Source organism: Kordiimonas sp. SCSIO 12610 (genome assembly GCF_024398015.1).
Classification (GTDB): Bacteria; Pseudomonadota; Alphaproteobacteria; order Sphingomonadales; family Kordiimonadaceae; genus CANLMI01.
Window position 1 is genome coordinate 1,087,645 of record NZ_CP073747.1, and the last position, 23,912, is coordinate 1,111,556.

Below are 23,912 nucleotides of genomic sequence, written 5' to 3' on the forward strand. Positions count from 1 at the left end.
CATGAAACAATATATGACTTAAACAGTAACGCCGGCGGAGCCGTATGAAAAATTCCTTAGTAAAAGCGAGAAACGTTTTTGGAGATTTGATCTCCAGCGGTGGTGCTGGCTCAGACGGCGGCAGAGTTGTCTCTGATATTCGTGGGTCTTTATTAACGTTTCGCACCTATCGCTGGGTGCTTCTAAGTGTTTTTATCGTTGCGCTATATTATGCGTTCCTGGCGTCTGACCGTTATCAATCTTCGGCAACGCTTTTCATTAAATCCGCTGACACAGAAACGGCAACTGTCCCTGGCCTTCAGCTTCTGCAAGGGGCGGGCGCCGAGCAACAAGACAGCAATATTTTAATTTCCTACATTCATTCATACGCCATGATGGATCATCTCAACGAGAAAATTGACATAGAGGCACATTTCAGCAGCTCGGAGTGGGATTTTGTTTCGCGCATGTCGTCAGACCCGAGCCGCGAAGCTTTCCTGAAATATTATCGCAGCCGCATTTCTGTAGGGTCTTCTATCGATAGTTCGTTGATTGAGGTTAGGGCACAGGCCTTTACGCCCGAGTTCTCGAAACTGATTGTTGATGAAATCATTATTGAGGCCGAGCGTTTCGTGAATGAGGTGAGCCAACGAATTGCTAAAGACCAGATTAGTTTCATTGAAGGTGAGGTCGCGCGGGCCGAGAAAAATATTTCTGCGTTGCGGGACAATATCCTGAAGTTCCAGAATGAAAATAACCTGCTAGACCCTGAGTTATCGGGCGTTGCTTTGCAGACAGCCGTGAATACGCTTGAAGCGCAGTTGATTGAACTGAGAACCACAGAAAAAGTCCAATCAGGTTTCCTGAATGATCAGGCGGCTGAATTGGTTGCAACACGGGCCCGTATTGCGGCCCTTGAAGACCAGTTGAAGGTAGAGCAGGCGAGACTTGCAAGCGATGATACCGCGTCAATCAATGAAACCTTCGCCGAATTTACCCAGATGAAATTCGATCTGGATTTTGCTGGCCGTGTGTACGCCACAACGCTTGCAAGCGCTGAGCGTGCGCGGGTTGAAGCCTATAAAAAACTGAAATATTTGATTGTGGTAACACCGTCCTTTTTACCTGAAGAAGCTAGATACCCACGAAGCCTCTATAACATCATTACGATGTTTGTCGCTTTGTCACTGGCTTACGGTGTTATTGTTATGATTATCGCCACCATCCGGGAGCATAAAGATGTTTAGAACTCTATTTTCAAAATTCCCGGCGACGTTGGTGGCACTCGTTAGTTTGATTGCCTTCAGTGCTGGCGGTGTTAGCGCACAGGTACAAACCGCTGAGGTCAGCCCTGCTGCGAATGATGAAGCCGTCGTTGAAGCAACCGAAATAAAGCGGGTTTTTGGTGATTTTATTTTTTCTGGCGAATTCGCAAACCAACCCTTCATCGGTTTTAACCCTGATTATGAAGTTTCAATCGGCGACAAGGTAAGCCTACAGTTATGGGGTGCCTTTGATTTTACAGGCCAAATTCCGGTGGACGCGCAGGGAAATCTGTTTATCCCAAAGGTTGGCCCGGTGAATGTTTCAGGTGTCAAAAACAAAGACCTGAACCGGATTGTCACAGAAGCCATCACAGGTGTGTTCAAGAAAAACGTTGGTGTATACGCAAGCTTGGACGGTGCTGAACCCATTAAGGTTTATGTAGCCGGCTTCGTTCGCCAGCCGGGGCTTTACGCCGGGCATGCGTCAGATTCCGTATTGTTTTTCCTCGACAGGGCAGGCGGGATTGATAGCGAACGGGGTTCTTATCTGAATGTGAAGGTTTTAAGGGGCGGCAAAACATACCGTGAAGTAAATCTTTATGATTTTGTGCTCGATGGTTACCTACCGCAATTTCAATTTAGCGACGGTGATACGGTTGTGGTGAGTGCAGTTACCGCACAGGTCGGTGTGTTGGGTGAAGCCCAGAACCCTTATTTGTTTGAGTTTAGCTCGAAGGACGCGACGGTTGCAGATATTTTAGCATTGGCGCGCCCGTTCCCGCAGGCAACCCATGTTCGAATTAACCGCAATGACCGCGCGAAGGTTGAAGTTGAGTATGTGGAACTTGCTAAAGCAAATGATGTTAAAATTCATCCTGGTGACGTACTCGAATTAATTTCAGACAAACAACAGGGTACAATTTCCATTCGGGTAGAGGGCGAACACGAAAGCGTAAGCGAATATATTCTGCCTTATGGCGCTCGCCTCGGTGATGTGCTCTCGCAAGTGAATTTTGGCGAAAACGCTCAGTTGGATGCTATCCAGCTATCCCGTGTTAGTGTGAAAGAACGCCAGCGTGAAGCGCTCGAGGCGCAGTTGGTGGCGCTTCAGAACAGTGTTTTGACCGCGCGTTCGAATACGGTTCAGGAAGCAAGCTTGCGCGCACAGGAAGCGCAACTGGTCCTTCAATGGGTTGAGCGCGCCCGTGCCGTAGAGCCAAAAGGCATTGTTTCGCTCGCACGCTCAACAAACAAAGAAGACATTCTTTTGGAACCGGGTGATATCATCCGTATTCCGCGTAAAAGCAATTTTGTTATGGTTCACGGCGATGTTCTGTTTCCAAGCGCGATGGCGTACCAAAAAGGATCAACCATCCGCGATTATATCGATCAGGCTGGCGGCCTAAGCCAGCCACGCGGCGCTGTAAATATCCTTTTGCTTCGCAGGGACGGCACCTTTGACAAGCTGACAAGCAGCGAGGTGAAGAGCAAGAAATTTAACCTGCAACCGGGTGACGAGATTTTTGTTTTACCGCGGGTGCAGACAAAAAGCCTTCAAATCGCGACAGATGTCCTGAATATTTTCTATCAACTCGCGCTTTCAGCTGGTGTTGTTCTGGGAATATAATTATGGCCCGCAGCGTCAAATCGGCAGCACGAAAGCTTATTCGTGACCCTTTGGCGTTTTGTCTCGATTCGAAATTTGCTCTTTTGAATAAATACGGCGATGAAACGCTTAAGCAACAAAGGGAAGACTTGAAAGCACTGGGGCGTGCGCGCTCGGATACCCTTGTGACCGTTATCATGACTGCCTTTAATACAGGCAAATATGTTGAAAATGCCCTGCGGTCTATTCTGGAACAAAGCCATAAACGCCTTGAGGTTATGGTAATTGATGATGCGAGTACAGATGACACACTGGATATCATTAGAAATATCGCACGCACCGATGATCGGGTAAAAGTCTTTAACTCCCCTGTTAATCATGGAACTTACTGGTCAAAAAACTGGTGCCTTGCGAAAGCAAAAGGTGATTTTGTTGCCTTTCATGACAGCGATGATGTCTCGCATCCGGACCGCATTCGTATCCAACTGGGGGCGTTTCAAAAATGGCCAGATATGAAGGCATGCACGGTGCGCTGGGAGCGCATTATCGAGGGGTCGAACGAAGACGTATTGATGCAGGGGAAACCCAGCCGAACCGCCCTTATTAGCCTGATGATCAATCGCCAGCGTGTGCTCGATCAGGCGGGTTTTTTCGATTGTGTGCGAATTGCCGCCGATAGTGAATATCTTGCGCGCTTGGGCTATGTGTTTGGCCGCAAAGGGGTGAGAAACCTAAGGCATGTTCTTTATACCGGATTGTTGCGCGAGGGGTCATTAACAACGGGTAATGCTGGCGGTACCTTGTGGAATTTAAATGTTGATGCCGGTGGCAGCGATAGCACGCAAGGAGCGCAGCAGTCTTTAAATTTTGAACGCACGCTTCAGGGGGACCGCGCGCTTTATCATACGGCATTTCATGACTGGCATGCTAGGGTCATGAATACATCTGCGAAAGCTAAACCTGATTCGATCCCGGATCACACTTCAGAAATGAAAATGCCATTCCCGCAACCAGCGCGGAAATTTGCTGTACCAGTGTCTATCACTGGCGACTGTATGGATATGGAACTGGATGCCGTTAAGCAACTGACTTAGGGCATTGGGTGGCTTACCCACTAACCTACTTTTCAAGAATTTCAATATGGCTGATGCCAAGGCTCGCAAAAATGTGCCCACCCGTATCACCAAATGGCAGGTCTGCTGGTTCCTTGGTTGGAACAGGTTTTGAAAGCTCTTGGTAATCACGGCTTTTCTTTAGCCGCGCGGCGCCTTTGTTTTCGAGCCGTAGGATTTGATAGTTAGTATTCGCGTCAGACGCTTGTACCGCAGGAATAGTTCCTTCAAACCGCCAACTGCGCAGGCCAGTGCGTTTCACCGACCCCTTAATTTTCTGGTTGCCCAAATAGACATTCAGGCTTTTCAGGAAACGCCGTCTTGCGATACCAAACCCTGAAATTCGAAGGGTCTTGGATTTTGTAGCAGTATGGGTAATCAGAACTGAGGCTATTCGCTGCATCCAGCGATAGGAAACCCCGTCTGATGACTTTGCCGTTTCAAGCCATCCTGCGCCGATAAAGGCATCATCTTCAACAAGCAAGGTTTCAGTTTCCGGCAAGTCGGGTGTGCTATCTGCTGCCGCAAGGGATAAACCACGACGACTAGCGGCAGCGATCATGCTTTCGAATTGTTGTCGCTGTGCTGTTAAAAGAACATCGGCATATTGTATCGCTGCATTCGTAAGGCGACTATCCGGTTTTAGACTTGGTGGCACTGAAGCAATATTGGATGAAACAATAGCGGGTTCAGTTTTCATAGCTTGTTGATCCTCTGACTTCATTGTCTCGTTCTCGCTGGATGGTTTAACGGCTTTCTTGTCATCAGTATGGGAAGCACCGGTAGGCGTCTTGATTTCGTCGGTGCCTTCTTGCGGGATATTATCTTGGCTATAAACCACGGGTGGGTTTGAAGGCTTGTCCCATTCCAGCATAACCGGGTTTTTACGAATATAGTCCAAGGCTTCTTCCGCCGTTAAAGGGCCGGTTTCCAGATTGCCGCTGATGGTTATACGAAAATCCAAAACACCGGAACGGTGACTTTTAAGTGTAACAGCGCTACTTGAAAGCATGCGTGTGTCATATTCATTAGAAACGGACACGGTGGTTTTCATATTTTGCGCGGTGACGGATGCCCAGCGGAATTTGATATCATACCCACCCGTGATAAGGATGATATGAATGGAACGACGATGGGTATCCAAGCGCCACGCCATACCCTGAGATTTGGCAAAATTCCAACGCTCATCCTCAGAGAGGCCTAAGTCACTTGAGAAAATCAATTGATGCTTCAAGCCTTTGAAGTTCAATATCTTACCTAAATGGGGGCTGGCAAAATTAAGGTGACAGGCAGCAGTATCCTTGGTTGGTTTCAGTTCTGTAGTTACTTGTTCCAAGTCCCAGTGATGCAGGCTATCATCTTTTTCTTCTACGAGAATTGGTGTTTCGTATCCGAAACGAGCCATCGCCATTTCCTTTGGCATGGCGAGTAAATGCTCTAATGTTAGAGCAGTGTCACAGGTGATAATTTTAGCTGCATTCACGCTGTCAACCTGCGGCGCGAGCGAGCTTAATAACATGGCGCCGGGTACTGCCCCGATAAATGTTGCACTTTCGCCAAGTTCTGAAGGGGCGATATAGTTAGAAACAGCCTCATCTATCAATGGGGGATGAAATGCGTGATTGGGTTTCGCGCTGTAGGCCTGGTAATCTTTTGCTCCAAGCAGTCTGATCAGTTCATCAATACTGATAATTATACCATCTACCCCGCTCTGATTTGTTGGTTCGGCATCACGCTTGGAAATTCTGGTATCGTCGGGCTTTAGCCGCGATAAGCTCTCCAGTTCAACGATTTTCAGGGCTAGCTGATGAAGGGCATCCTTGTGATCAAGGTACCATGTATTCTGCGCCAGTGTATTGTTATGCTCGCCCCTGTCAAAATGATGACTGTCTGCCTGATAGTTTAGCGGAATACCGGTTGTTATGCAGGCAACACCCGCATTCATTGCGGTATCCGTGAAGGTGGAAACGCTAGCGCCTTCGTTTGCTTCGAGGGCAACGATTACATTTGCTGATAATGTTTCATAGAACGGGCACCCGCCTGCCATAATATTGGTAATAAATACAGGCTTCTGAATACCAACAGCTAATTCAAGCGCCTTCTCAACGCGTTTTTTATCTGCGTCGGATGCAACGGCGATGATAAACAGGCCTTTGTTACCGTAGCCAAGCTGTGCGCGCGCCATCTTTCTCGGTATAGCGTTATCAGCCCCAATTGACGACAGCAAAAACCGCGTTGCTTCAATATTGCAGGCCTCAAGGTGTAGGGCTGCAAAATCACTTAGGGCGAGGATATGGCTAGCCTGATGGAGGAAATCGAGCGCGGGAATTTCTGATGTCAGCGCATGGGCCGACCGTTTGAAATCCATGAGGGCTCCCATAATATCGAAGCCCTTGTTTTGTAGGGCCGTGATATTGCCATGCTGTGCTCCAAGTAATGTTGCGTAATTATTGGGCCAGGCAGGTTTTTCTTCCATTAAGGCACGCAGGCTTTTGTGCATGGAACTACTGATGGGTAAGGCGCAACCACCAATTTCCAGAAATAGATCGAGCGCAAACAGGCTGTCAAAGCCTTCATCAAGCACAAAAATACGCGGTACCGTCTGATAGGCGTGGTTACCGCGTTTAAAATCCCTAATGCGCATGAAGGTTACCCGGTCAATATCTGCGCCGTGGATTGGGGTCGGGGTTGGGCCTGTATCATCCACCACACACACGACCTGACAGTCTTCAATGAGAACTTTAATAAGGTTAAGGGCAGTCAATCCTGCCCGAGCACGCGAGGGCGGTAGGGCAGAAACGATCACAATTGTCGGCAGAGGTTTATGCATCAGCATGCTCCTCTGATGCGGAAGTTTCTAATGCCTGTGTGGCCCCGCCCTTATTTTCTGATGGGAAATGTTTTTGGAGCGTATTTTGCTGCCGTTGTTGATATTCAAGGAAAATGGCCTGACCTTCTTTGCCCAAGCGGGCGATCTGGTCTGGTGATTTACAGAGTTCGGCCAGTCCGGCGCAAAAATCATCAATGGTTTTGAAGCTATGATAGTGTTGTGTCGTTGGAATGCCGATCATAGCATCATGGGTTGCGATCAGGGGCTTGCCAAACGCAAGTGCTTCGATGGATTTGATCTTTAGACCCGAGCCGCCGATGTTTGGGTTAAGGATAATATCCATATTTTGATAAAAATCCTTGGGGTCATCCACAAAACCCAAACATTCAAAGTTTGATGCTCTGGCGAAATCCTTATTGGAAATTGAACCTGCTGCAAAAAAACGATGTTTAGCAATCAGATCAGGATGTTTTTGAAGGGCCGCTACCAATAGCTCAAAAGTTCGGACATTGACCATATTGGTGCTGCCAATAAATCCTATTTTGAGGGGTGTATCTTTGGCAATACGGGTTGGCGCTAGAAAATTTTCATGCGCCAAATGGCCAAGCACTTCAACATTTGCATGGGTTCGCGTTTTGAAGGCTTCTGCCTCTAGGTCCTGAATGGCAAATACTGTTGTCGCGCGGTTGAGGCCTTTTCCTTCCTCGGCTTTTGTCGTTGAGAACCACTGAGGTGTGATACCATCCTTTTTCAACGCCTGGTGTCGTTCGGCAAAAATATCGTGGGTGTCGATATAGGTTGGAATGGATGAGGGAACATTCTCCAACCAGCGGGAACACCAGACATAGTTCGCAAAACAGGCCCCAATGGGCCATTTTCTCATGATCGCTTCGGTGCAGTCGGTCATGGCGTTATCATACCAATCATCAAGGAGGTGATGACTGCGTTTCGACTGCGGCCGTTTCTTTGTCTTAAGCGGTAAAATATAGGTGTGATCCCAGGTCGCGCGCATGGCGCATTCCTGCGCTATTGTTAGCCCTTCAAACCCTGAATAAACAAAATGTATCTGATGGCCATAAGCTTGCAGCGCTTTGCAGAGCGTGAAAACACGCGCGCGATTCCCATGGTCTTGCGGGTGGGACGGGATCGGCGATGTGACAAGGATATGCATGAAACTGGTATGGCTTATCAGGTTTGGGTTATGCGGCTTTAAAGGACGAGTGACGGCGTCGGAACGCGTAGGCATGCCGCACCATATCAGCTAAGTCAGAATATTGAGGTCTCCAATTAAGGGCGTTCCTCGCCTTCGTGGCATCAGCCACCAGGAAAGCAGGGTCGCCAGCACGGCGCGGGGCATTCTCGACTGTAAAATCAGTGCCTGTAACTTCTTTCACCGTGTCGATCACTTGCCGTACGGAAAACCCTTTACCGTTTCCAAGGTTAAAGGCGTCGTAAAACCCGGTGTTGGTTTCTGTGTCAGACGCTGAGTTGCCTGTGTCTAACTCTCCTGTGTCCAGAGCGAAGAGATGATCAAGCGCACGTACATGCGCATCAGCGAGATCACACACATGAATATAATCGCGGATGCATGTACCGTCAGGGGTGTCATAATCATTCCCGAATATCTTAATTGATGGTCGCACGCCCATGGCCGCATCCAGAACCAACGGGATTAAGTGAGTTTCAGGATCGTGCCGCTCGCCAATCCCCCCATCCGGTGCGCTTCCTGCCGCGTTAAAATACCTGAGCGCGATTGATTTAAGACCGTATGCGGCAGCGCCGTCCCTTAGCATACATTCTACCATCCATTTGCTGTCCCCATAGGGATTGATTGGATGTTTTTTCGCGCCTTCCAGCAGTTTTTGATTGTTTTCGGGCTGGCCGTAAACGGCCGCAGTTGACGAAAATACAATTTTATCAACCCCTGCATCTTTCATCGCGTTCAAAAGGGTAAGGCTTCCGGCCACATTGTTTTCGTAAAATGCTAGGGGGGCTTTTACGCTTTCCCCCGCTTCGATGAAGGCTGCGAAATGGATAACCGCGTCAATTGAGTGGGTTTTGAAAACCGTGTTCAGGAAATTACGGTCCCGAATATCGCCTTCCAATAATTCGACCGTATTTTCAATCGAATCCCTGTGGCCGTTTGAGAGGTTATCAAGGGCAATCACATTGTAACCCGATGCCTTAAGGGTACGGAGCGTGTGCGAGCCAATGAAGCCAGCTCCGCCCGGAACCAATATCGTTTTCATAAATTCCCAACCCTTAGTGCTTGCCAACCTTACTGTGCAGTTTAATGCCAGTGCCGATTACTTGTTTTTATATCTGAAGCTCTTTATTGCATAAAGCGATAAATAACGGTAGGTCATTCACTGAATTGTGCAATCAGGGTTGCACAAATGTGACTATTTTCTCGTACCAGTTAGGGGTAGGGCATGCGCATCCTTTTCATGCATAATAATTTTCCGGGCCAATATCGCCGAATCGCCAATTATTTGAAGAAAAATTCAAACCATGAAATGGCGGTAGCAACGCTTGAAACGAACAAGCAACAATATAATCTACCCAAGGTTACATATGCCCCGCACCGTGAAGCCAGAAAAGACACGCATCCTGCCCTCATTGCTACCGAGCGTGCGACAATTATGGGGCAGGCGGCTTACCAAGCTCTGACGAAATTGAAAAAAACGGGCAACGCACCTGATATCATATTGGCGCACTCTGGTTGGGGTGGGTCGATGTTTCTGAAGGATGTGTTCCCGGACGCAAAGTTGCTTAGTTATTTTGAATGGTATTATTACGGGCGCAATTCTGATAGTAGTTTTATCTCAGGTCAGGAGCCAGACCCCAACAATCAATTGCGAATCAGGATGAAAAATACGCCGATTCTTCAGGACTTGGCTGCTATGGATTGGGGGCAGTGTCCAACAGCTTTTCAACACAGCAAACTGCCGAAAATATTCCAAAAAAATGTGAGTGTGCTGCACGACGGCGTTGACACAGAATTTTTTGTACCTGATGACACGGCAAAGCTTACGATCAATGAAAACGTAACGTTGTCTGCCGATGACGAAGTAATTACCTACGTGGCTCGCGGGATGGAAGAGTATCGTGGCTTTCCGCAGTTTATGGAGGTTGTTTCCGAGCTTCAGAAAAAAAGACCCCGCTTGCATGTGGTAATTCTTGGTAATGACCGTGTGGCTTACGGCGCCCAGCGCAAGGACGGCAAAAGCTTCAAGGAATGGGCACTGGAAACCTTCGAATTTGATCATAGCCGCTTGCATTTTATGGGGCTTCAACCACTAGGCGTGTTCAAAAGACTAATGCAAATATCATCGGCACATGTTTATTTAACAGCACCTTTTGTACTCTCCTGGTCAATGCTGGAGGCAATGAGTGCCGGCGCGTTGATCGTTGGCTCAGACACAGAACCAGTCAAAGAGCTGATTTCCGATGGTGAAAATGGAATACTTGTACCATTTTTTGATACCGCGAAGATCATTTCGCAACTGGATCAGATTCTCAACGAGCCACAAAACTATAAAATTATGCGACAAAAAGCCCGAGAGACGATTTTAGAGCGTTATTCTATTCGCGATTTGCTCCCGAAATATCAGCAGCTTATTGAAAATGTTGCAAACGGGACACAAAATTCAGAGAATTAACGTTTTTTTAGGGTGTAAGCGAATAGATAACTTGTAATTGCGGGGCAATAATGTTGGTCTGGTTCTGACAGGTTTGTTGCTAATGGAATTACTGCTTGAGAAAAAAGTAATATAAAGCCATTATGCAGTTGACATTGTTCGCATATTCTCGTTAGAGAGTATGCGAGGGGGCCATTAACTGACGTTCGTGCCTCACTTTTGAATATTTGGTTGCTTTTTCAGGAGGAAAGCTATGGCGACTTTTTTTGGCGGCGATGCTAATGATACTGTATTAGGTACAGCCGATGATGATCTCTTTGATGGTGGCGGAGGTAACGACTCTCTCACTGGTGGTCCAGGTAATGATACTCTTATCGGTGATGACGGTAATGATACACTAAACGGCGGTGAAGGTAACGATTCACTTACTGGTGGTGACGGTACTGATTCAATCACTGGCGACGAAGGCGATGACATTATCGACGGCGGTGCTGGTAATGACGACATCGATGGCGGTGAAGGTAACGACCAAATCACACTAGGTGGCGGTTCAGATACTGCTAACGGTGGTTTGGGCGACGATAACTTCTTCGCAGGCGGTAACGCAGCGATTGATATCGATGTTCTTGATGGTGGCGACGGTGCTGACACACTAACATTCGGTAACGGTCTTGATGTTGTGAATGATAATTTCACTCTTTCGGACATCATGGGCGCGGCATTTAACCTTACTCGCGGCTCTGGTACACAGTACCAAAACACAAACATTGAAACGCTTGTTTTCAACAATATCACTGTTGATCTTACAAGTGGTGACGACCAGTTGTTCTCAAATGAAGACACAATTGCTCTAACCGATGGTGGTGCTGAGACACAGAATGTCGGTTTGCAGGTTGGTCGTGTTGACCTTGACAACGGCGTAGCAGCCGATGTTATTGCTGGCGTTACACTCGGTACAACAGCTGGTCAGTTCCGTATTACAGCTGTTAACGGCGTGGACATCGTAGTTGGTGGTGACCCTGTTCAGGTTGAAAATGGTACAGTTTCCGTAACTATCGGCGGTACCGTAACATTCACACCGAATGCTGACGTTTCCAACAACGTTGCAGATAGTGATGCTGATAACCCACTGTCAACGCTTGTATTGACATACTCAAACGGTGAAACTGACCCAGCTCTGCTTCAAACTATCAACCAGACAGTTGTTGTTACAAATACAGCTGACAATAACTTCGACTTCGATGGTGAAGACGGTGTTCTTGTAAGTGACGACGACAACGACACAGTTGTTGGTGGCACTGGTAATGACAACCTTTCAACTGGTGGCGGCGTTGACGAAGTGACCGGTGGTGAAGGTAACGATACAGTACGTGCTGGCGACGGTAACGACACTGTAGACGGCAACGAAGGTAATGATAACCTTCAGGGTGAAGCAGGCGACGATACTCTAAACGGTAACGAAGGCAATGACTTCATTACTGGTGGTGCTGGTGCAGATGAAATCAACGGCGGTGACGGCGATGATCAAATCTTTGCTGGTCAAACTGGTGTTGACGGCGACGGTGATCCGATTTCGTCTGGTAATGACACATTCAACGGTGATGCAGGTAACGATACTGTATTCGCTGGTGACGGTGACGATACTGTAGACGGTGGTGCTGACGATGATGTTGTTGGTGGCGGCGTTGGCGACGACTCAGTTGTTGGCGGTACTGGTAACGACAACGTATTCGGTGGTGCTGGTGATGATACACTAGAAGGTGGCGACGATAACGACACTATCTTCGGTGGTGCTGAAACTGATCCTGCTGCTACTTCTGCTGACTCTATCGATGCAGGTGCAGGTAACGACCAAGTATTCGCTGGTCAAGGTAACGACACAGTTGATGGTGGTGCTGGTAACGACGAATTGTTCTCAGGCGCTGGTGTTGACTTCGTAGAAGGTGGTGCAGGTTCTGACACAATCTTCGGCGGTGCTGGTAACGATGTATTCTATGGTGGTGCTCTTGGTGCAGCTGACACAGATGCAGATACTTTTGCATTCTTCAGCGGCAACGGCACAGACAGCATTGTAGACTTTGATGTTGCAAATGATATTCTTGACCTCAGCGGTTTCGATACACCATTTGCTAACCTACAAGAGCTTGTAGAGAACGCAGTTGCAGCAACGCGTGATGTTGACCTTAACGGTAACGGCATGATCGACGCTGGTGAAGAAAACCAGGTTGGTTTGTTGATTACTAACGGCGACGACCAGATCTTCCTCATCGGTATTGACGAAGCTGATCTTTCTGTTGATAACTTCATCTTTACAGCACCTGCTGCTGACCCAATGATGTAAGATTGATACATATAAATTAGGAAGGGAGGCATTTTGCCTCCCTTTTTTTATTCTTTTAACATGACTGGTATATTCAAACTCCATTCATTTTAGTGTCTGTAAAACGCCACTATGCTGATCCATGTAGAAATATTGGATTATGTTTTGCGGTCATGGGTTTCTCATGTCATAAAGACGCATATTTACAAACTTCGATATTGTTTGATTTGAAAATCATAAGTACTTTTATTGATTGGGAAACAGAGCGGCTATGTCACTGGTTAAAAATTATCAAGACGAACTGGAAGTCTTAAAGAAATCACTACTCAGGGCTGGTGGATATGCATTTCTTTCAAGTCTTTGCCTCCTTGTTGTGCCCATGTATCTATTCATGATCTATGACAGGGTCTTGTTTTCACAGAGTGTTCCAACCTTAATTTCGCTTTCTTTCATTGCGTTTGTGATTTTGGTGTCATACGGTGTTCTAGATACAGCAAAACTTTATTTGCTTGCCAAGGCGGGGGTGGAATTTGACAATAAATTCTCGGGCCCATTGCTAGCGGGTGAACTTGGGCGGCAGAATGACGCCAGCCCACAGAGTATTAAAGATCTTACTCTTATTCGTCAGACACTTGCTACACCTTCGTTTGCGGCGATATTTGATTTGCCGGTTATGCCACTCTATTTTCTGATTGTTTTTTTGATTAACTTTTGGCTTGGCGTTGTTGTTGTCGTAGGAGCGGCTCTTTTGTTTGGTCTGACATTATTGTCTGAACGCTTGAATGGCCCACTTACTCAAGAAGCTACTAAGTCAGGTATGGTATCTTCGCGTTCCATGGAAATGCATTTTGCTCAGCAAGAAATCATTCGAGCGCAAGGTTTGTACCGCGAAGCTGTGAATGATTGGGGTAGGTATCAAAGTAAGTTTTTGTCACAGTTTGTGACTTCGTTTACGAGGCAGGCTGCATTCACATCAGTTTCCAAGTCCACTCGACAGCTCATTCAAATATCGTTGATTGGCGTTGGCGCCTATCTGGTCCTAAACCCTGATTACGGTGTAAACCCGGGGGTCATTTTCGCGACCTCTGTTGTAGGTTCACGGGCGCTTGCCCCTATTGAAGCAATTGTAGGTGGTTGGCGTAACCTTAAGCAAGCGAACGAGGCACGAAAGCGCCTTATGGTCCGTCTCGAAGACATTACAATTCCTGATAAAAAGACGCCGCTTCCAGCGCCGAAAGGGCAGATATCCCTTGAGCGCGTAATCTATGTACCGCGCCCGGGTACCCCTCCAATCCTGAAAGGAATCACAGGAAATATAGCAGCGGGGGACAGTGTCGCCATTATTGGCCCGTCTGGTGCAGGTAAGTCAACGCTTGCTCGAATATTGGTTGGATACCTCGAACCATCAGCAGGTAGTGTAAGGCTCGATGGTCAAACCCTCAAAGCCTGGGACCCGGTAGCTCGTGGCCTACATGTTGGGTATATGCCGCAACAGGTTAGTTTTTTTGAAGCTACAATTGGCGAAAATATTGCCCGTTTGCGTCGACAGGATCCAGCGGAATTGGCAGTTCAGGCTGCACAACTTGTCGGGGTACATGACCTCATAATGCAATTTCCGCAAGGGTATGATACACTTATATCTCGCGGGTATTTTTACCCCTCCGGCGGCCAAAGTCAGTTGCTCGGGCTAGCACGCGCTTTTTATGGCAATCCATCAGTTGTTGTTCTTGATGAACCAAACGCCGCGTTGGACCAATTAGGTGAACAGATTTTTCATCGAACTCTTGCAATCGCCAAGAAAAAGAAAATAACAACAATTGTTGTCACACAGCGACCGACGGTTCTTCAGTTCGTTGATAAAGTGATGATATTGAAAGACGGTGTGATTGATGCATTTGGCCCTAAAGATGAGGTTATGAAAAGCAACCGCGTACGAGCTGTTAGTAGTAAGTCAAACGCAAGGTCAAAGGCGCCAGCTGAGCAGTCATCACAAGATAATACTCAAAATCCAAATGCAGTGTCACAAGATAGTAAGTCGGAAAGTGACTCCATTCAGGCGAAAAAGCCACAAAATGGTTCGGAGGGTTAAATGACTTCACAGGACTCAAAACCGGTCGCGGTTGTAGGTAATAATTTACCTTCAAAACTAGAAGATACTTTTGATCCCGCCTCCTTACAAGACTGGCATAAGACGGTTGAAACAGATCAAAAACTTCTGATGAAGATTGCCTTGTTTGTTCTTATTGGAATTTTTGGTATCGGCGGAATATGGTCTGCGGTAGCACCGATTGGCCAAGCCGTCATTGCGAGTGGCCGTATTGTGGCTGAAGGGCGCAACCGTGTGATCCAGCACCTTGAAGGCGGGATCATTGACGAAATTTATGTTCGTGAAGGCGACCAGGTTAAAAAGGGGGACCCGCTTGCGCTGTTGGATGCAACGCAAACCGGAGCCCAGCTTGAAAACTTTAAGATCCAACGCGCTATTTTGCTGGTGCAGCTTGCCCGCCGCCGCGCCGAAGTTAGCAATAGCGAAACCATTGAATTTCCGACGAATTTTGAGAAAGACGTATTAACTCATCCAAAAGTTCAGGAAACAATTCAAAACCAACAAACTGAATTTAATGCTTTGCGCGCAGTTGGTGAAGCTGAAGTTGTTCTATTGAATTCGAATATTGCCGCAGAAGAAGCAGATTTGGAAAGCAATGCCGTAACCCTTGCTTCATTTCAAAAACAGCTTGCGTTCGCTCGTGAGGAACTCTCCGGTATTCAAGAGCTTTACGAGAAAGGGTATGCGCCTAAATCCGATCTGTTGCGACTTCAAAGGCAAGAAGAGGACATTAAGAGACGGATTGAGGAAGTTGAATTTATTAATGAACGCACACGTCAAGCCATCATTGGTTTTCAAAATCAGATCAAACAGGTTGGTTTGAATTATAACCGTGATGCCGCTGCGCAAATTGTTGATTTGCAAGTTACATTAAATGAGACAGAGCAAAATATTACACGCCTGGAAGATATTGCAACGCGCGGCCTTATTACGGCCCCCGTTGACGGAACGGTATTTGGTATTGCGACAACAACATTAGGTGCGGTTCTGCGACCGGGTGATACTCTATTTGAAATGTTCCCAGATGGTGAAGGTCTAAGGATTGAAGCTCGGGTTCAAATCAAGGATATCGAACTTGTGAGTGAAGGGCAGGATGCTGATATTGTTTTCCCTTCAAATCGGGGCCAGGCAGACGCACCGGTTAAAGGCAAAGTGACCTACCTTTCTAGAACATCTGTCGTAACCGAACAGAATCCAGAAGGCTTCTATATAGCCCATGTTTCCCTCGACCTCAGTGATGTGGATCAATTAATCCTTCCAGGCAACTCGGCCGAAGTTTACTTGAAGACCGAAGAGCGGACATTTCTGCAAATCGTTACAGAGCCAATTTCCCGTTTTGCCTTTAAAGCGTTTAAAGGCTAATGTGGGGTTTGTGATTAGTTAAGTCATTCCTTGATAAGGTTTATTGCATGTCTGATGGGGGCACTATTAAGTATTCTGAACACTCAACGCCGTCTATTACTCAGGCGGCGTTTCAAAGCCTGTATGGCTCCGATTTTGCTGTCATTACTGAGGCCAGATTTGCGAAACAGGTGAACGGGTCTCCGCTTCGTTTTGCCGATATTATTGTCCTCAATTCTGATGGGCTTTTGGTGTCCTACGATGAATTTAACGGGGCACAGTTTTCACCAATTAAGTCGATGGTAGGCAGCCCTGTTGGCCTTCGGGTTTTTGTTTCAGAAAACCGGAATAAAGCACAGATCAAAACGATCTCGGATTATTGCCACGGACAGGATCTGCTGGGACCGCCGTATCATGTTGATAAACTTGGCCTTTTCGGACGCAAGTTAGAGCGTAAATTATTGAAATGCTTTGTTAAATTTTACCGAGAGATCAAGTGCGATAATACTGAAGCGCGCCATGCGCTCGCAACCTTACGATTAGACTATGAAAAATCACAGCGTAAGTTGGACAAGGCAGTACGTCTTGCCGAAGGGCTCGGTTATAGCGGCTATTCACTTGCCTATGAAGTGCCTGTTGGTAAACGAACAATCGGCCCAGATGCGGATTTGAATGTTGGGTGTGTGTCCCAGCATCTTCCTGTTGATTTAGCAGGCCTGTATGGTGTTGAACTTTATGTGGTCAATCCAAAGGATGTTGGTAGACTTGAGATTACAGTCTTGAGGACAGCCGATAGCCTGTTCGCTAGTCATTTTATCGTAGACGGTAAAGACCTGATACACGGTTGGAACCTGTTTGAACTTGATTATGTGCGTGATGACCTAGTCGGTGAAGCGAGATTAGAAATTCACTGGCATGACTGTGATGATAAAACCAATTTACTTGCGTTATCGGATAAAAAAGCAACCCGTTTTGGTATCAATTCGAAAGCCTCTGATCTGGATGTGACTGATACTTTGTCGCTCAGGCTTTGGCAGGGATTAACGCAAGCGAGCAACGGCACAGAGACTGCAAAAGTTTCGGATGTACCGCAACTTCAGTTAGCGAGTATTGAAGCGCCCGTTCAGCATACAACTACTGCTAAAAATACGATGCAAGTCTACAAGTTTCCAGAAGTGGCATCGCGTATCGGTTTCGTTCATGGTGAAGAAAAACACCAGAAACTATTCTATGACCTGGATTTCTGGCCTCTCATGTTAAGTGAAGATTTAGGATACATGCAGACGCACCCGCTTACAGATGAGCTATCAGGTGCTATCATGTATTCCGGGGTTCCTGAAAGTGCTAAAACTATTCGTGCTAAAGTTCGAACGGCACATGAGGCAGCGCCTGAATTACTCTATATTCTTGCGCGTGTGCCCAGTGAGCTTTCAAGCGATATTGGTCTAATCAAGGAAGTGCTGGCCCATGCGGGTAATGTTGATAATGCAGGAATGGCTAAAGGGTATCATGAAGCATCTGGTATTGTCTGGTCTTCATTAATGTTACCTGCGGATAAACCTGGGTTGCTTCAACTTGATTTCGATGAGAAAACAAAAGGCGCAGGCGATTTGTTATTTGCGACAATGCCTAAGGACGGTGATGTTTCGTGGGGCTGGTGCCGTTGGTATTCTCTGTATGTTGACGCTGAAATTCAAAGCCCAACGCCATCAAAAATGGCTGACGCTGCGGATGATGAAGCCAAGTAAATGAACACTGTAATTCCCAAACAAAACTATGTCAGTATTCCCGTAGAGGATGCAAACATTGGAAAACGCCCAATGGGGGTCGTTATCCCGGGTTTTGGGCATCCAAAGTTTTTGGCTGAAGCTATTATCTCCGCCTGTACGCAGGAAATTGACTGTCCTGTTTATGTGGTTGTGGTGGATGATGGCTGTAAATTCCCGGAAACAGGTAAAACCGTTCGCGATCTCATGAGTGTATACCCCGATACGCTTTATTATTTTCGTCAGAAAAATACCCGATTGCCAGGGGCGCGAAACGCAGGCGTGCGGTTCCTGCTTAATCTGGATGAAACTATCGAGTCTATTTATTTTCTTGATGCGGATAACCGCTTGGCGCCCTATTCACTAAGCAGTTTTCGAAACGCTCTAGGCGACGATCCATCGGTTGGGTGGGCTTATCCGGATATTGGTTTCTTTGGGCTAAGCTGGGGCGTGCATGGGTATGATGTCCGTGAAACTGCGCCGGACTATTCCATTTTCAAACATCTTGTTGCAAATATATCGGAAGCAGGATCGCTCGTGCGAACCAGTATGTTTGAAAAAGGTGTGTATTTTGATGAAGATATGCGAAGCGGGTTTGAGGATTGGGATTTTTGGCTCACGGCTATTTCTGCGGGATTTAAAGGTGTTCGGGCGAACTTTTCTGGTTTCCTTTATAGACGCCGGCCTGAAAGCATGCTTGCGGAAGCCCGGCGTGAGGCCGATGCCCTGTTGGGGCGGATTAAAAACAAACACAGCAAACTTTTTTCCTCGAGCTACATTGCAGAGCGTGAACACATAGAGGCTCCGGCGTTCGCTGTAATTATGACAGATAAGGACGAGGTTTGTCTGTTTTCTGACCCTCTGGCGCCTGCGCGAACAGTCAGCTATGCCCAATTTGACAGCATGGTCACAAACTGGCTCGTAAACGCGAAAGAATATTTTTTCCCGCAGTTTGTATTAGCCATGAGCGAGGCTGCGTGGAATACGCTTCAAGCTCATCAATATATATTACGGTCGCTTTTTTGGCGGATACGAAGCAATGCGGATGGATTTGAATATTACCGGATTGCAGATGGACTATATTTTGATATCAGCTTTGGTCTTTCCTCTGTGGATGTACAGCGCGAAGCTGATTTTGCATGTATTTCAGCGTCTGTACTTAGGTCCTTAATGATGGCCGACATTGAGACAGAGCGCAAAGTCATCGGCAAGCCAAGGCGAAATCTCGTCTCCATCCCACAGCTTGTCGTGAATTTGGATGATGTTAGAAACGGTGAAGCACCAGAGTATCCAGCGAATTTTGTATCCGTCAAAGAAAAAGAGTTACGGAATGGAATTTTGGATTTGGTTGCTCGCCACCGTGGCTTTGAAAAGCCACTAGGGCATGCTGATAGACGCTTTGCCGGGCCTGCTGCTCCTGCCGTTCGTAAGCAACTTATGCCGATAAAGTTTGGTGAGGACATCAGTTACCAACCGTATTTGTGTGCAAGCGTTCAAAGCAAAAGACTGTTTATTGCTGTGCATGCAAACAGTCTTTTGAAGGATCAATACAAAGCACTGTTGAAACTATTGGACAAAAGCTCAGATAATTTTGATGAGGTGATGGTCGGGCTTGACCATGAAGAAACAATTGATTTGAAAGCGTGCAATATTCCAATTGGGGACTATCCGCAAATTACGGATATTTATACCCATAGAATTACCAATGTTGCTGAGGAATATCGTGCCTATTTGGAGCGGAAGATCAAACTTTATTTCCAACACGGTGATATCTATGAAAGTAGCCTCGTTATGCGTAACGCGGGCGCGGTGATCATGCTTGGCGATACTGCTTTCCTCGAGGTTCACGGCGAAGCCCGCAAAAACGGCGCCGTTGGATATCTTTGGTTGGAGCCCGAGTTTTTTGAAAACGACGAGGCTTTGTTGTATGCACTTCATAAAGCACTTGCGTTTGAACATGCCCTTCAGGCGATTATTTCCGATGACCATGATATCAAAGCGAGACTGAGCGCTTACGGCGTCCCTTCAGACAAAATAATAACGACGCATGATATGTTTTTAGATGTCTTTGCCGCCGACGCGTGAATGAGAGAGAAACATGGAGCCTGATACGGATTTAAGAAGTGACTACCCGAGCGAAGGGTTTGTTTTTATCGTCACCTATGGTCGCTCGGGCTCTACCGTGATGCAGTCTGTATTGCAGGCGATGGACGGCTATTTCATTCGCGGTGAGAACAACAACGCACTCGCCGCAATTTTTGACTTCTATGAAGCCTTAAATGCGGCACAAACCAAAAATACAAAGCCAAATCCGCCTCCCCATGGGCCTTGGTATGGTATTGATGAAGTTGACGTGGATGCGGTAACACGGAAAGCGGTTGACCTTTTTGTATCTGATGTGTTGAAGGTTCCTGTGGGTACAAGAAAAGCAGGCTTTAAGGAAATTCGCTTTCATGATGTTGGCGTTGAGCGCTTTTCCCATTTCCTTGATTTTATCGTCAAGTTTTTCCCGAATACCAAATTTGTTTTCAATAAACGCGATGCTGATGGGGTTTCAAAATCCGGTTGGTGGCGTGATGTTGATTATTATGATGTGCTCGATATGGTCGAAACCTGTGATCAATTGTTTGATGATTATACGCGGGCTAACCCTGATATTTGCTTCACAACAAAATACGAAGATTTTAAGGGGAACCCCGATGCCTTTCGCGGGTTATGTGCATTTATGGGCGAACCCTTTGATGAAGTAAAAATCAAAGCGATTGTTGACCATAAGCTTAAGCATTGAACGCGCACCAATACCCGTGCATTAGCAAGGGATAGTCTTTAATTGACCATTTTAGAACATGTCAGATGTGTCGGCCTTAACACCGTCGAGATAGCCCTTAAACCTCGCTTCATTCAGCGCCATTTGCTTGCCAATTTCCTCATCGGAAACACCGTTTTCACGGCCCCATTCTGCGTCATGATCGTTCACGTCTTTTAGTGTCTTCGCAAGCGTCTCTTCGTCTTTGATTAACTCGTAACCAAAGAAATGCTTGAAGAATGCACTCTCGGTCATATTGCGCTCATAGTTTTCTTCGGGCTCATAATCATGGCTGTGGTAAACAATGGCTTGAGGCGCATACACTTTGCCCAGGCCTGCTTTGATAATATCATCAGCCCACAACTGGTCTTCGCCAAATTTGACGCGTCTGTATGGGATTTTCTCCCATATTTCGCGGCGCATGCAACTGTTGTTGTCGCTATAAAAATGTAATAATTGCCGCCACTGTGGATTTTCCTCGTAGGCCTCTCTATCAGTATCCTTTGTAAGGCATAGCGGCTGATTGTTCAGCATATCGAAATGTGCGTTCAAATCACGTTTGGTGAACAGTGATGCATCATCATACGCATAGTGTTTCCCGAATGCACCAGCGGCATCAGGAAAATGCTCGATTGCGCTCACAAGATTATAGAGCCAGCGCTTGTCGGCAGGACAAGCGTCATGGGTCAGGAAGGCAATATAATCGCCTGTAGTCATTTCTGCACCGAGGTTGCGGGTATCGCCGTGGTTAAAGTCTTTCTTATCGATACTGTGCAGATGAACGCTATCGTAGGACTTAACGAGTTCAACAGTCCCGTCCGATGAACCGCTATCAATGACTAAAATTTCATAGGGCCACGGTGCTTCCTGATGGGTGACCATATCGAGAACAGGTTTCAACACATCGCCTGCATTATAGGTCGGAATGACAACCGATGCCTTCATGTGACTTGCTGTTTTTGTTGGATTTGTTTGCTGCGCTTCGGCGGTTTTTAGACCGTCAAGAATTGCTGTTTCCACCATCGCAGCTGATTGTTCCCATGAAAAGCCCTGAACCCAATCATAAGCGCGGTCCGCCTGTTGCTGACGATATGTCTGATCTGTGATTAGTTTCTCAAGCCCATCAGCAATAGCGCGCGGATCAGGGGCTGCGAAAGTGGCCACATCATCAGGGAAAATTGCATGGGTATTTTCACCGCTTAACTCCAGAATAGGAAGCTTGCACGCCATCATTTCCTGAGGGACAAGTGAATAATTGGTGGCTGAAAATACAACACCAACATCCGCGTTTTGAAAGATTGCAGCCAATTGTTTTGGTGATGCAACCCCGTGATCGGTGTAAGGGAAGGGGGCGTCTACAAACGGTAGCGGTGCTCCGAAGAAATCCACATGAAACTCGAGGCCGCGGTCTGCCAGTTTTTCAAGCGCTAAAAACGCAAGCTCTACCGCACGGCGCGCTGTGAAATGGCGGGCATAAACAGCAATCCTGAGTGTATCGCGGCTGACATGGTTTTGGGGCGGTGTGTAAAGTGCGTTATCGGCCGCTAACCAAAAATAACTGGCTGTGCGACCATATTTTTCGCGCATAATATCAGCGAGCCACGGGCTCGCACAGATGCAATCAAAGTCTTCCTTGTAGGATTGCTCTGCGGCCAGGTAATGGGCGCCCATAGCATGGAAAGAAGGTTCGAAATCCTGAACGAAATAAAAGCGCTTTTTGAAATTGGTTGGAACCATTGCGGGCCATACAGTCCAACAATCGGTCGCGATAATCGCGTCCCCGCTCGCGGCTTTAAATTTGCTTGCTTTTTGATCAGCGTCAACAAAATGCACTTGTCCCTTGAACGCCTGAAAATGCTTCACGATGGTATCATAGGCGTCATCTGGCGTTGCATGAATTGACGGGTTGTTGATCCATACTGTTACTGTGTGCCCGGCGCGTTCCAGATGATTGATCATTCTGAAAATCGTCATATGCCCGCCGCCGCCGGCTGCGAAATCCGGGATTACCCAATGGATATCCATTGCCTTGGCATCAAAAAGATTAGATTTCGGCGCCAAGCTATTGCGCGGTAAATCGATCATATCCCGCAAGTGTTTCGGCAGCGGCAGCGTCGCTTTTTTATTTATATTCTTATTTGTGCTTGCCTTCATGAATGACTTGTCAGGAAACTTATGGCCAGCAAGCATGCCCTTGGTCACATAATGTGCAAATGCGCTAACGCCGTCGGCTTTTACGTCAGGGTGCTGGTCAAAATAGACTTCGGAACAGAATTTTGGTGATGGCTCATGCCCGAGCTTCAGACCCTCACTGATGAAATAGGCAAAAGGATTCCGCTTTTTAATCAGTTTTTTATAGGCGTTTTTATACCAATATGTCTCAAAGAAAGGATTGGGATGCCGGTTTTGTTCAGTACCTGTTGTCATAAAGTGCGCTAGCGTATGACAGTCTGGATAGTTCCACAGATCAGTATAATATTGTTTGTACCAATCACCTTTAAAGAGGCCGCTTTCGTGAATGAGCGCCATATCTTCGATCAGGTCAGGGTTCGATCCATATTCCATTTCAACCGGAAAAATTAGCCGGTTTTCATGAATGCCGACATGAAGATAGTGTACGAGGGGATTGATATTCTGATCGGCAACATCACTATGATGCTTGAGGTATAAACGCCCTGAAAATTGGCTTGATGGGTTAACTTTATTTTTCCAACCTCGCTTGGCATAATGCTCTAAGACAAGGCCGTCATATTTTCGTGCTGCCTGCGAACGCTCTTTATACCACGCGACATCAAAATAACGATTTGGGTTATAATTGTTTTCTTCGCCAACGGTGACATAATGCTCATAGGGATCGATGCCTTGGAGAGCGACCTCAGGATAGGTTTGTAAATACCAATCAGCTTGAAAAAGCTTGGTTTCACGCAGGCTTTTGACGGACTTTTTGCCCCTGCTTAGTGATAGTTTCATTATACCTAACCTGCCCCGGTTAATACGTACGATCGTTGTCAAAAGAACCAGGCTTTTTATGCAATGCCTATAAGGGCCCTTTTAAGGAGTATCGCTAATATTCTCAACTAATTTGAACTTGTGATGAACGATATTACTAAAGATTAATGTTTCACAATGATTTTAGCCA

General features: G+C 46.8%; 14 protein-coding genes. 10 read left to right on the plus strand and 4 right to left on the minus strand.

All coding sequences use genetic code 11. The features are described from left to right. Nucleotides 1-44: 44 nt before the first annotated feature. From KFF44_RS04995 to KFF44_RS05005, 3 genes are read left to right on the plus strand one after another with little or no spacing between them, the layout of a single operon-like run. Nucleotides 45-1,226 (plus strand): hypothetical protein, encoded by a 1,182-nt coding sequence (locus KFF44_RS04995; RefSeq protein ID WP_255937812.1) that lies wholly within the window; start codon nt 45-47, stop codon nt 1,224-1,226. Beyond that, on the plus strand, nt 1,219-2,871 hold the full coding sequence (locus KFF44_RS05000; RefSeq protein WP_255937814.1) for a polysaccharide biosynthesis/export family protein: 1,653 nt from the start codon (nt 1,219-1,221) through the stop codon (nt 2,869-2,871). The genes KFF44_RS04995 and KFF44_RS05000 overlap by 8 nt, the downstream gene beginning before the upstream one ends. Nucleotides 2,872-2,873: 2 nt before the next feature. Beyond that, a complete protein-coding gene (locus KFF44_RS05005; protein WP_255937816.1) occupies nt 2,874-3,944 on the plus strand; it encodes a glycosyltransferase family A protein in 1,071 nt (356 codons plus the stop codon). 25 nt (nt 3,945-3,969) lie between these two features. Here the strand turns inward: KFF44_RS05005 and KFF44_RS05010 are convergent, their stop codons facing one another. From KFF44_RS05010 to galE, 3 genes are read right to left on the minus strand one after another with little or no spacing between them, the layout of a single operon-like run. After that, nucleotides 3,970-6,792, minus strand: a complete 2,823-nt coding sequence (locus tag KFF44_RS05010) for a hypothetical protein (RefSeq protein ID WP_255937818.1) — start codon at nt 6,790-6,792, stop codon at nt 3,970-3,972. Continuing rightward, nucleotides 6,785-8,038, minus strand: a complete 1,254-nt coding sequence (locus tag KFF44_RS05015) for a glycosyltransferase (protein ID WP_255937820.1) — start codon at nt 8,036-8,038, stop codon at nt 6,785-6,787. Before KFF44_RS05015 ends, KFF44_RS05010 begins: the two co-directional genes overlap by 8 nt. Further along, nucleotides 7,992-9,041: a UDP-glucose 4-epimerase GalE gene (galE, locus tag KFF44_RS05020; RefSeq protein ID WP_255937823.1), complete on the minus strand. Its 1,050-nt coding sequence runs from the start codon at nt 9,039-9,041 to the stop codon at nt 7,992-7,994. The genes KFF44_RS05015 and galE overlap by 47 nt, the downstream gene beginning before the upstream one ends. 183 nt (nt 9,042-9,224) lie before the next feature. On the opposite strand from galE, the gene KFF44_RS05025 reads away from it, so the two are divergent. The 7 genes from KFF44_RS05025 to KFF44_RS05055 all read left to right on the plus strand — a co-directional run bounded on the left by KFF44_RS05025 (nt 9,225) and on the right by KFF44_RS05055 (nt 20,755). Beyond that, nucleotides 9,225-10,454, plus strand: a complete 1,230-nt coding sequence (locus KFF44_RS05025) for a glycosyltransferase (RefSeq protein ID WP_255937826.1) — start codon at nt 9,225-9,227, stop codon at nt 10,452-10,454. 232 nt (nt 10,455-10,686) lie between these two features. Next, the gene (locus KFF44_RS05030) at nt 10,687-12,774 is read left to right on the plus strand and encodes a calcium-binding protein (RefSeq protein ID WP_255937828.1); all 2,088 of its coding nucleotides are present in this window, start codon (nt 10,687-10,689) and stop codon (nt 12,772-12,774) included. A 250-nt stretch (nt 12,775-13,024) separates the two neighbouring features. Next, nucleotides 13,025-14,842 carry a type I secretion system permease/ATPase gene (locus KFF44_RS05035; protein ID WP_255937830.1) on the plus strand — a complete coding sequence of 606 codons (1,818 nt, stop codon included), beginning with the start codon at nt 13,025-13,027 and terminating at the stop codon, nt 14,840-14,842. Further along, nucleotides 14,843-16,222 carry an HlyD family type I secretion periplasmic adaptor subunit gene (locus KFF44_RS05040; protein ID WP_255937833.1) on the plus strand — a complete coding sequence of 460 codons (1,380 nt, stop codon included), beginning with the start codon at nt 14,843-14,845 and terminating at the stop codon, nt 16,220-16,222. It abuts the gene before it with no gap. A gap of 47 nt (nt 16,223-16,269) precedes the next feature. Beyond that, on the plus strand, nt 16,270-17,949 hold the full coding sequence (locus KFF44_RS05045) for a DUF6212 domain-containing protein (RefSeq protein WP_255937834.1): 1,680 nt from the start codon (nt 16,270-16,272) through the stop codon (nt 17,947-17,949). Beyond that, nucleotides 17,950-20,052, plus strand: coding sequence for a glycosyltransferase family A protein (locus KFF44_RS05050; RefSeq protein ID WP_255937837.1), 2,103 nt, complete (start codon nt 17,950-17,952; stop codon nt 20,050-20,052). 13 nt (nt 20,053-20,065) lie between these two features. Then, complete coding sequence (locus KFF44_RS05055; RefSeq protein ID WP_255937839.1) at nt 20,066-20,755, plus strand: sulfotransferase; 690 nt, start codon at nt 20,066-20,068, stop codon at nt 20,753-20,755. Nucleotides 20,756-20,806: 51 nt separating this feature from the next. On the opposite strand, the gene KFF44_RS05060 is transcribed toward KFF44_RS05055, so the two are convergent. After that, a complete protein-coding gene (locus KFF44_RS05060; protein ID WP_255937841.1) occupies nt 20,807-23,743 on the minus strand; it encodes a glycosyltransferase in 2,937 nt (978 codons plus the stop codon). Nucleotides 23,744-23,912 lie beyond the last annotated feature (169 nt).